This is a genomic window from Acidovorax sp. M14, from assembly GCF_049331375.1.
Classification (GTDB): Bacteria; Pseudomonadota; Gammaproteobacteria; order Burkholderiales; family Burkholderiaceae_C; genus Acidovorax.
Genome location: NZ_CP186263.1, coordinates 3,955,515 through 3,964,515 on the forward strand (window position 1 = coordinate 3,955,515; position 9,001 = coordinate 3,964,515).

Annotated in this window: 17 protein-coding genes; all 17 read right to left on the minus strand. The window is 63.4% G+C overall.

The features are described 5' to 3' along the window. Positions 1-2: 2 nt before the first annotated feature. The 17 genes from ACOYR4_RS18455 to ACOYR4_RS18535 all read right to left on the minus strand — a co-directional run bounded on the left by ACOYR4_RS18455 (position 3) and on the right by ACOYR4_RS18535 (position 8,792). A complete protein-coding gene (locus ACOYR4_RS18455) occupies positions 3-185 on the minus strand; it encodes a hypothetical protein (protein ID WP_422847598.1) in 183 nt (60 codons plus the stop codon). A gap of 247 nt (positions 186-432) precedes the next feature. After that, positions 433-702 (minus strand): hypothetical protein, encoded by a 270-nt coding sequence (locus ACOYR4_RS18460; RefSeq protein ID WP_422847599.1) that lies wholly within the window; start codon positions 700-702, stop codon positions 433-435. Beyond that, positions 699-1,400: a DUF7168 domain-containing protein gene (locus tag ACOYR4_RS18465; RefSeq protein WP_422847600.1), complete on the minus strand. Its 702-nt coding sequence runs from the start codon at positions 1,398-1,400 to the stop codon at positions 699-701. The genes ACOYR4_RS18460 and ACOYR4_RS18465 overlap by 4 nt, the downstream gene beginning before the upstream one ends. Next, positions 1,397-1,600, minus strand: coding sequence for a hypothetical protein (locus ACOYR4_RS18470; protein ID WP_422847601.1), 204 nt, complete (start codon positions 1,598-1,600; stop codon positions 1,397-1,399). The genes ACOYR4_RS18465 and ACOYR4_RS18470 overlap by 4 nt, the downstream gene beginning before the upstream one ends. Beyond that, a complete protein-coding gene (locus tag ACOYR4_RS18475) occupies positions 1,597-2,220 on the minus strand; it encodes a hypothetical protein (protein ID WP_422847602.1) in 624 nt (207 codons plus the stop codon). The genes ACOYR4_RS18470 and ACOYR4_RS18475 overlap by 4 nt, the downstream gene beginning before the upstream one ends. Next, a complete protein-coding gene (locus tag ACOYR4_RS18480; protein WP_422847603.1) occupies positions 2,207-2,473 on the minus strand; it encodes a hypothetical protein in 267 nt (88 codons plus the stop codon). Before ACOYR4_RS18480 ends, ACOYR4_RS18475 begins: the two co-directional genes overlap by 14 nt. An 11-nt stretch (positions 2,474-2,484) precedes the next feature. Continuing rightward, on the minus strand, positions 2,485-2,661 hold the full coding sequence (locus tag ACOYR4_RS18485) for a hypothetical protein (protein WP_422847604.1): 177 nt from the start codon (positions 2,659-2,661) through the stop codon (positions 2,485-2,487). Further along, the gene (locus ACOYR4_RS18490) at positions 2,658-2,972 is read right to left on the minus strand and encodes a hypothetical protein (protein ID WP_422847605.1); all 315 of its coding nucleotides are present in this window, start codon (positions 2,970-2,972) and stop codon (positions 2,658-2,660) included. The genes ACOYR4_RS18485 and ACOYR4_RS18490 overlap by 4 nt, the downstream gene beginning before the upstream one ends. Then, positions 2,969-3,583, minus strand: a complete 615-nt coding sequence (locus tag ACOYR4_RS18495) for a DUF3164 family protein (RefSeq protein WP_108616324.1) — start codon at positions 3,581-3,583, stop codon at positions 2,969-2,971. Before ACOYR4_RS18495 ends, ACOYR4_RS18490 begins: the two co-directional genes overlap by 4 nt. 24 nt (positions 3,584-3,607) lie before the next feature. Then, positions 3,608-3,874: a hypothetical protein gene (locus tag ACOYR4_RS18500; RefSeq protein WP_422847606.1), complete on the minus strand. Its 267-nt coding sequence runs from the start codon at positions 3,872-3,874 to the stop codon at positions 3,608-3,610. Continuing rightward, positions 3,871-4,290 (minus strand): hypothetical protein, encoded by a 420-nt coding sequence (locus ACOYR4_RS18505; RefSeq protein WP_422847607.1) that lies wholly within the window; start codon positions 4,288-4,290, stop codon positions 3,871-3,873. Before ACOYR4_RS18505 ends, ACOYR4_RS18500 begins: the two co-directional genes overlap by 4 nt. Further along, positions 4,283-4,465 (minus strand): hypothetical protein, encoded by a 183-nt coding sequence (locus ACOYR4_RS18510; RefSeq protein ID WP_422847608.1) that lies wholly within the window; start codon positions 4,463-4,465, stop codon positions 4,283-4,285. The genes ACOYR4_RS18505 and ACOYR4_RS18510 overlap by 8 nt, the downstream gene beginning before the upstream one ends. After that, entirely contained in the window at positions 4,462-4,689 is a 228-nt protein-coding gene (locus ACOYR4_RS18515) for a hypothetical protein (protein WP_422847609.1), read from the minus strand. The genes ACOYR4_RS18510 and ACOYR4_RS18515 overlap by 4 nt, the downstream gene beginning before the upstream one ends. Further along, the gene (locus ACOYR4_RS18520; RefSeq protein ID WP_422847610.1) at positions 4,686-5,111 is read right to left on the minus strand and encodes a hypothetical protein; all 426 of its coding nucleotides are present in this window, start codon (positions 5,109-5,111) and stop codon (positions 4,686-4,688) included. Before ACOYR4_RS18520 ends, ACOYR4_RS18515 begins: the two co-directional genes overlap by 4 nt. Before the next feature lie 11 nt (positions 5,112-5,122). Continuing rightward, a complete protein-coding gene (locus tag ACOYR4_RS18525) occupies positions 5,123-5,782 on the minus strand; it encodes a hypothetical protein (RefSeq protein WP_422847611.1) in 660 nt (219 codons plus the stop codon). Beyond that, complete coding sequence (locus ACOYR4_RS18530; protein ID WP_422847612.1) at positions 5,782-6,501, minus strand: AAA family ATPase; 720 nt, start codon at positions 6,499-6,501, stop codon at positions 5,782-5,784. The genes ACOYR4_RS18525 and ACOYR4_RS18530 overlap by 1 nt, the downstream gene beginning before the upstream one ends. An 80-nt stretch (positions 6,502-6,581) precedes the next feature. Beyond that, on the minus strand, positions 6,582-8,792 hold the full coding sequence (locus ACOYR4_RS18535; protein WP_422847613.1) for a Mu transposase C-terminal domain-containing protein: 2,211 nt from the start codon (positions 8,790-8,792) through the stop codon (positions 6,582-6,584). Positions 8,793-9,001 lie beyond the last annotated feature (209 nt).

The following is a 9,001-nucleotide window of genomic DNA, read 5'->3' on the forward strand; positions in this document are numbered from 1 at the left end:
CTTTAAACGAGGGAGGTGAACAGGCCGCGCTGTGGGTCGGTATCACGGTGGGACTGGAGACACGCGGGGCACAGGTGCCGGTTGGGGCCGATCTGGCGGGCATGGACATCGCACAGCGGGGCATCGCAGGTGCCGCTGCGGTTGGCTTCATTGGGGCCGTCGCACAGATAAGCGCTGGGGGCCATGCAGTCCTGCTCCTTACCTCTGGTCGGCCAGGAGAATCGGACACAGCAGGGCGCGGGCAGGCGCGTTCCCTTGACGTGAACGATGCCGGTCTTGAGGCGGTAGAACGGCATCAAGCAGTCCTAGAGCCAGCGCTCAGCGTGTTGCAGGTTCCGGCCGGGCCAACGCACAAGCGGAAGTCAATGAAGCCGAGCAGACCCAGCGCCCACAGCACGAGGACAGCGGCACCAACATAGAGACTGACGGTTTTCATCGCAGCAGCCTCTGACGCGTCGTGGGCACGGGCATGGTTTCGCCTTTGGGCATGCGTACCTGGTTCGGTCGCACCAAGGAGAACTCAACGTTGGGTTGATCCTTGGCGGTGTAGACGTAGCCTGTGCCTTCAAAGTTGGATTCGCACTCGATGGCGTGCTGCATCAGCTCTGCCACCTTCATCGCCTTATCCGAGGGCATGAGGTAGTCCAGATAGCCAATGGTCAGGCATGCCATCGGCGTTGGCTTGGCGGTGGAGCGGCTCATGTCAGCATCCCCTGCGCAGCCGTGCCGCCAACGCCACGATGAAGCTGGGCGTTCTCGCCAGAACGATGTCCGGCCGAGTAGTGCCCCCAATCCGTCTTCCGTGCCTTTGCAATGTTGCGGGCCTTGTCGCTTTTCAGCTCACCATGCTGCTGCTCGATGTAGGTGAGCAGCAGGGCTTTATCGGCCTCGGGCTGGGCAAAGCGCTCCACGAGCTGGGATGCTGCGGATACCCAGCCCATGGCAAAGGCATCCCCCCGTGCAGTCTTTGTGATGGGCTTGCAGTTGCGTGGCTGTTTGGCGATGTGGGCCAGCCTGGCTTTGGCGCATTGGCGTAGTAGCACCTCGCAGGCGTACCCTGCCACCGAGGGAGCTGCATTCATGCCGACAAATACCCAGTGGCGCGACCGTACGTAGTTGCCCGCGTGGTTGTATCGGCCTGCCAGCAATCCGAAGGTTTCGCAGCCGAAGGCGTCAGCGATGACGCTCACTAGGCGAAGCTCCCAGGCATTGGCGGCAGTGCTGCAAGCCTTGACCTTCACCTCGACCACGTCGGCCAGAGAGACATCCTTCTCGCGTAGGCCATGCTCACGCATCAGCGCCTGCGCCTGGCGCAACGCGGCGGCGGCTTCGTGTTCATTCGCACTGCGGCTGAGAGCCAGGCACTTCTTGATCTTCTTGAGGGCGTCATCGCGGTTCACGGCATTGCTCCCTCAACGGCATCTTCATCCAGCAAGTTGCTCGCGGTGGATTCCATGGCCTCGGCCAGGTCTTCCAGCACGTTAACGGCATATTGGTCCAGGTCTTCCCACTGCCGAGCCATATCCAGTACCTGCTCGCGCATCGTGCGCAGACGGCGCATGTGGCGGGACGCCAATTGTTTTTTGGTGGGGGCGCTCACGAACGCACCTCCTGCCCATCAGGGCACATGCAAAGCTCCGCCAGGCGGTCCACATTGAAATGGGGACCGAAGATCGCCAGACCCCGATAGCGGAATTGCTCGCGCGCCTCGTGCTCCACTGACGTCAGCGCGCATTTGAGCGCGGTCTGTACCAGCTCGCTGGGCGTCATATGCGCAGAGAGCTGCCACTTCCGCGTGGTCTGTCTGATCGGCTGGCCGCCTGAGACGCTGCACGGCGCATGGAACGTGGCCTGTAGGTACATGGGGCTGGAGTTGCCAATCACCTGGAAGTGATAGCCCGGGAGATCGATCAGCCGCACGATGGCTTTCGCACGCTCCAGAGTCATGATGGCTGGACCAGGCGGCACGGCACTTGTCTGGACTCGGTTGCGCAGCCGGGGCTTGATCAGCCACTCCCAGATGCCCAGGAGCGATGTCACCAAAAATACGCCCTGCTGCAGGAAGAATCCCCAATGCTGGTTGCCTGCACCGAACACCAACCAGCCCAGGTTGCTGAAGAGCCAGGCCACGAAAGCCCAACCGGCCCAGCGGCTGCGCGTTGCAAGCAGGGCCGCGCCGAGCATGCCCAGCAGCGTGGAGAGCAGTTCAACGACCAGCATGACGCCACTCCTTCCAACCGTCCTGCTTCGTCCAGGTCATCAGCGGTTCGTTGAGCGCGTCGTCGCGTACCACCCGAAACCGCACGTCATGCGTGGCATAGAAGCCGATGTCGCGGGCCGCGTTCATGACAGCAGCGCAGGCCGCTTCGTCGGCCACATCAAAGCGCGCCACGTCCTTCCAGGCGCCAGCGGTGTTCACCTGCAGCTTTGCGGGCTTCACCGGAACGGGCGCGCTCTTCGCGTTTTGAACCATAGGGTTCTCCTTTAAATGTCGGTGGGGCCGATCTGGATGCGCTGATCGGCCGGTTCGTTGTCGGTAGGTGCTGGGGCAAGCAGGCCTGCAGCTTCAAGCGCGGGGCGGCAGGCTTCGCACGTCAGCTCGTACCAAGCCACTTCGTTGACCTGGCAGCACACACATACGATGCGTGGGGATGCACTCATCGGGCGATGCCCTCCCAGCCAAATGCAGGTGGAGACTCGTCGTCAGCCAAGAGGCCTTGCATCCAGTCATGGGCGGTCAAGGCGCAGTCCAGCGTGTTCTGGCTGAAGTCGCCCGCATCGCTCAATTCGCCGAAGGCGTCGTGCACCTCCTCCAGCGACATGCGCTCTTGCAGCACTCTGATCTGCGCCGTGATGGCCGCGCGGTTGTCATCGCCAAAGTACGAGTGGGTGGGCACCAACGGTTGCACGGCCTTTAAGCGCTCGATCTCGACCTCGATGACCTCGGGGGTGGGCTTGGTACGTTGGTTCATACGGCCGCCATGTCCAGGTTGATGGCCTGATAGACACCGTTGGCATCGCGCTCGTAGAAGCGGATATAGGGCTTGCTGCCAGCCACCTGAATGCTGTCGCCGATGGCGGCCATGGCGCGCTGCCACTTCTCGTCGTCAATCTTGGCGCGGCGCAGGCCCAAGACACGGCCGGTGTTGATCTTCCCGGCCTGGTCCACCTGGAACGCATCGTTGACTAGCAGCTTGATGTGTGCGTTGCTGCCCTTGCTCCACACCTGGATGCACTCATCAATCAAGGCCTTGGCCGCCATGAGGCGTTCATCGAACACCAGGCTCTCCTGGATCTGGCGCACCACCTTGTAGCGGCCATCAAAGGAGATCAGCGTCACATTGCCCTTCTTGCCACCGTGCTGCACCTCGTACTGGGCCAGACTACGGTCAATGAAGTCGCTGACTTCGGCCATGGCGGCGGCTTTAAAGCGGGCCAGCTCGGCGTGCTGCTTGGCGGCGGCTTGGCACAGGTCGGACACTGTGCGGTGGCGGTCCTTGTCGATGTCCTTGATCTTGGACACGGGGATCAGGGCGCCGTTGGCGTCTTCCCAATAGCCGTTGGGGATGGTTTTCTCTGTCATGGTTTTTCTCTCCTTGGTCGGTGCTCAGTGGATGGGCGCGCCTTGGGGCGCAGTGGTCGTTGCAGAGTGCTGCGCCAGCAGGATTGCGGCCTTGGTGGTCTGGATCACGCAGGACTCGGTGCAGCAGGGGTGGCTCACAGCCATACGGATGTAGACGGCCAGCAGAGCAGTCAGCACGTCAGCGTGAGGCGCATCCTTGAGAGCAGGGATGCCCAAGATCACGTTCTCCAGCTCTTGCACCCGACGGATGCGCTCGGCGTGTCGTTCGGTGGAATCGGCTGCGACGTTCATGCGGCTGTGCTCCTGTAGCTACGCTTGCCCTGCAAAAGGCTGGGGTGACGGGTGTGATCCAGCGCACCGAGGCGAGCTGTCGGCATAGAGGGGGGCACGTAGGTGCCGGTCATGACCTCGCGCTTGGGCGTCGGAATTTGCTTGGCTGCCTCCTGGCAGTCAGAGGTAACCGCCACCAGCGTTTCGCCAGGGAGTTGGCGGCACTGCGGTGTGTAGGCGTAGACGGTGCCTTCGCGGACGTATTCCATCGAAGCCAAAAAGCCACCGCGCTTGAGGGTCGCGAGGTGCTCGGCGATCTCATCCATCGAGAAAACGCCCTCCCACTCACGGGATACGCGCAGCAGACTCCACCAGCCGCCCGCGCGGGCGATGTGCCGCCAGATGTGGGCACAGGAATGGGTAATGCCTCTAGCCATGGCTGCGCCCTCCCTGGACCACTGTGAGCCCACGCATGCCCTGGAACCATGCGTAGTCGATGACAGCGAAGCGCAGAGCCTCGCGACGCTCAATCCCAAAGCCGTTCTGCAGGCAGCGGGCGCGCCGTGTGATCCAGCGAAGCGGCGGGCGCTGGTAGTTGGGTGCGGTACTCATGACAGCCCTTTCCAGAAGCTGGCCGCGCGGGCGGTGCTGCTGATCTGCTTGGCCTGGAGCGCATCCAGCTCGGCGCGGAGCTGAGCCATGTGCTCGCGGTGCAATGCGCGCTCGCGGTCCATGTAGGTCGCGATGCGGCGGATGCGGCGAGCCACCCAGGCTTCGCGCACCGCGTGCGCCAAGCCCACGGGGCCGCCTATGGCGATGGTTTTAAAAACGTTCATGGGGCCTCCTGGGGGGTCGGGGTGCTGTGGATGGGAATGACCTTGTTGCGGGGCTGGACCGCACGCGCAACGGGTGGTGCGCTGGCGGCCTTGTGGGGGCACTGGTTGCAGGCCTGCCAATGCCGCATGTCCCTCGGCGTCGATGGGGCGCTGCGGTGTGCATGTGCACGGCATTGATCGGCGGTGACCTCTTGGGACACGCCTCCTGCCTCTTCGGTCAGGTGAGGACACACGTAGCGGCCGAAGGTGTGGATCACCTTGTCGGCGACACGCGACGTGCTGGCGGTGCCCTTGCCGTATTCCCCACTGCCGTTGAGGACCTGGCTCAAGGTGGCGGGGCTGATACCCAGCGTCTTTGCCACCTGGGTGCGTTGCTGTCCCTCGGTGCGCTTCTGCAGCAGTTCAAACCATGACTCGCTCATATACGGTGGCTTCATTGGTCGAGGCACCCTTCGGAGTCACTGGCGACGGCGGGCGAGGCTTTGCGATAGCGTGCGGGCACTGCGCTCGCGTTTGGCAACTGGCTGGGGTGTATCTGCCCAGGTTTGGTTGGTGGTGGCCAACGCCCCAGGTCTTTGACCAGGACGTAGCGCACGCGCCCACCTGCCTCGCGCTTTTGGCCGGTCACAACCGCAGAGGTCGGATGTTTTGTCCAGGTCAAGAGCAGCGCCCCGATCCGCTTGGTCTGCGCTTCAAAGTTGTCGTCTGCGTCGATCAGCGTCTCTGCCGCTTCGACGGCGGTCAGGCGGCGGCGGATGCGCAGCAGGTTCCACACACGGGTGGGCAAGGCCTGCAGGTCGGGCGTGGCGCCTGGCATTGCCTGCACCGCTGCCTGGGCGACCTGCAGACCCGTCGCCGTGGCGAACCAGAGCCGGGGGCTGCGCGACCGCTGCGGCTTCAAAGCCCGCGATTCGACATACCCATGCTTCTGGAGCGATGACAGAGCCAGGTCAGCGATGCCGACGGGATAGTCCAGCTGATCACTGGTGGCCCATCGACTCACCTCAGCGGCCGTGATCGCCTGGGTGGTGCGCTGGACGTTGGCGCCGATAGCCGCCAGCGCAGGGAGAAAGAACCATTGCAAGAAGGCCATCACACCCCCTTGTTGGCCGCGATGTGGCCGGTGAAGTCCGTGCAAAGGGGTTTGCCCTTTACATGGGTCACATCCACCTCGGTCCAGCTATTGGTTTCGGCCCACACCTCGATGTTGGCGATGGCGTTGAGAACGTGGCGCATGCGGCCCTTGCTGTCGCGATGGATTTGTTCTACTAAGGCGGGCGAAAGCGCCACCTCGGCTTTGGCCTTGCAGGTCGCCTGCACGTCTGCCAGGCTCAGTGGGTGAAGTTGCACGATGCGTGCTACGCGGCTGGCGATGTGCTCGTACCGCTGCACGATGGCGGGGAAGTCCTGCATGCCGACCAGGAACACCATGGTGCCGGTCACGTCCGAGATATCACGGATGGTCTCCAGCTTGGCTGCGCTCTTCATGTCGGCCAGATAGTCGGCTTCATCAACGATGAGCGCCTGCATGGTCTGCGCCAGGTGCTGGGTAATGCGGTTCTCGATGTCCTTGGCAGAACCGCGTACTGCCACTCCTAGCTCGGCAGCGATGTCTTCCAGCATGGAGCGAGGTGTCCACACCTTCTTGGCGCGGATGAACACATGGCCGTTCTCGCTGGCCCAGCGCTCAGTCATCTCAGACTTGCCGATACCGAATTTGCCCTGGATCAGCACCAGACTGGCCTCGCGGGCGCCCCGGCGCTCGACGATCTTCTCGGCCTCCTTGAGCAGCCGGAAGTTGGTGGTTTGCACGAATCCTTTTTTCACCTTACATTCCCCTTCGTTTGGGTCTCTCAAAATCACTCAGGCACGCTCTGTGACGGTTGCCGCCGTCACAGGGCACTCTTAAAACCGGACTGCTCGTCCGCGTCATCCCAGCCCAGGCCCCGCGCCGTGTAGTAGTCGGCCAGGCCCTCATACCCCTCGCTTTTCACGTACTGACGCAGCCATTGCTCGTCGCTTGCGTCCCATTGATCGCGGTGGACCATGAGCCACTCGTAGCGGTCGCTGGACGTGTCGAAGAAAGGCCTGCCCGAAGCCGCTTGCACGGCCTCGCCCTCGGAGGAAGAACAGGGAGGGAGGGAGGAGAAAACCTCCGGGGTGGAGGGCACGACCACGAATGGCGTGCTGGGCTCCGGCAGGGAAAACTGGGCGGATTGCACCGTGGTCTGCAGCTCGCGCAATGCGAGGTCGATCTGCTGCTCACGACGCTTGACGGCGGCCTTCACGCGCTTCTCCCGGGCCATGTCAATCACGGGCGTTGGGAAGAAGTCGCGGCGGCTGGCTTCGTACTTGGCCTCGCAGACGTAGTCACCGTCCAGCGTGTAGACCAGCACAAAGCTCGGGTCGTGGATGTCGTAGCGCACGCTAACCTCGCGGCCATCCACGTCTCGGCGCATCAGCTCGGGGGCTGCGTAGGTCTGGTTGAAGAAGGTCACTTGCCCGCGCTTGGCGGTGCGCAGCACAGCGGGCATGAACATCATGCGCAGCTCAAGCTGGGTGAGCAGCTCCTGCTCTTCGACCTTGTACTCAGCGGCCCATGCCTCGGCAGGGGTCATGTGCTTGCCGTCAGCGCGCTTGGGCAGCTTGCGGTGGCGGTGCTCGTGGTTGTACTCATGCACAGCCTTTTCGACTGCGTCGATGAACTGCTGCCAGGTCGGCACCTTGGAGCTGAGCACAACCACCTCACCGGTCTGCTGGGCTCGGCGCACGGCGCGCTGCTCTTTCTGCAGCTCGGCCGCTACCTTGCGGAAGGTGCCGCCATCAACGTCCTTGCCCTGGTAGGTGGCGAAGTTGCGGGCACAGTTGATGCCCACCGTTTGCCACAGGCGCTCAATGCCCCCGTGGCCTTGCGGCTTGCCAGCGATGCCGGTGCGGTGGTCAATCCCCAGCCGAGCGCAGAACCCGTCAATCGGGCAATCCATCTGCTTGGCGGTCTCGCCTGCACCGTTGTCGCCGTAGAGGATGGCTGGCACGCCCCACTGGCCTACTGCATGCCTCAAGGCATCTCCCACCGCACGCACGTTCTCCGACAGGTTGACTGACCAGCCCGTGACCATCCGGGTCTTTGCATCCAAGGTCACCGTCAGTTCGGGGGCGAACGGTGCCCCGTGATCCGGGTGGCGCACCTTGGCTTTAAACGTGTGGCCGTCAATCAGGGCGACATCGTTGGCCTTCAGGACCGAGGTGTCGCGCCATTTGAATGGCAGCTGGGCGTCGCGTTGCGCACCGGGTGCGAAGCGCGCCTTGATCAGTGCGGTGTTGGCCTGGTGGCTTTTGCCGAACTTGTCCAGGGCGCGGCGTGCCCGTGCATACAGGGCCTTCCAGGTATCGAAGTCCCGGCCGAGCTGACGGGTCACTTCCTTGGCTGCGCCTGTGAGCTTGCGAAACCGCGCGTCCCGGCTGTGGAACAGACCCAGCACTGCGGCCACGTCCTGCTCCACGTCTTGCAAAGCTGGCTCCGGTGCTGGCGCGGGCAGCAAGCCCCACCAGCCCTCGGCGCGGTAGATGCCGATGTAACGCTCTAAGGTGCGGGCGCTGACCTGGTCAGCGCGAGCGCGCTGGTTAGCCTTGCGGGCGGTGGCCTGCAACTCGGCGTTGGCCTGGCCGCTGGCAAGCTGCAGGGCCACCAAGTTGCATGCGCGCTTGATGCCGTGCAGGGGCTCCAGGTCCAGCACCATGTTCACCAGCAGCATGCGTGCGTCGGCCGTGGCCTTGTCGGTCAGGCTGGGCGGGCGCCGGGTGGGCTCTGGCATTGGGGCCAGGGGGGTGGGCAATGGCTTTTCAGGCGGGACGAAGGACACCACTGGAGCGGGGTCAACCTGTGCCAGAGCAGTGCGTGCAGCCTTGGCGACCGTGCGGGCTGCAATAGCCGCGCGGGTCTCAGCGGGCAGTGCAGTGGTGTCGTATTCGAGTCCGCCGCCGACCCGGCCTGCTCGAGGCTGGCGCGGTATACCTAACTTTTCGAGCTTCTCGCGAGTGCGGAACTCTGTGCTGGGCATGCCGGGTAGGCCTGAGATTTCGCGTGCGGTGAGCCAAGTCATTGTTGCCTCCGTTTTGCAGAGCGCGCAGCGATTTGGGCCATCTTGGTTGGACGCGAAGGAAGCCCTAGCACTTGGCGCACTTTTGCAACTGAGCCCGCCATTTCGTCTGCAACAGGTGAGCGGAGGGCTTTACAGACTGCGGCATACGGAAACCGGTAGCGGGAAGCAAATGCGGACAGTGATCCGTACTGTTCCTGGATGTATGTGCG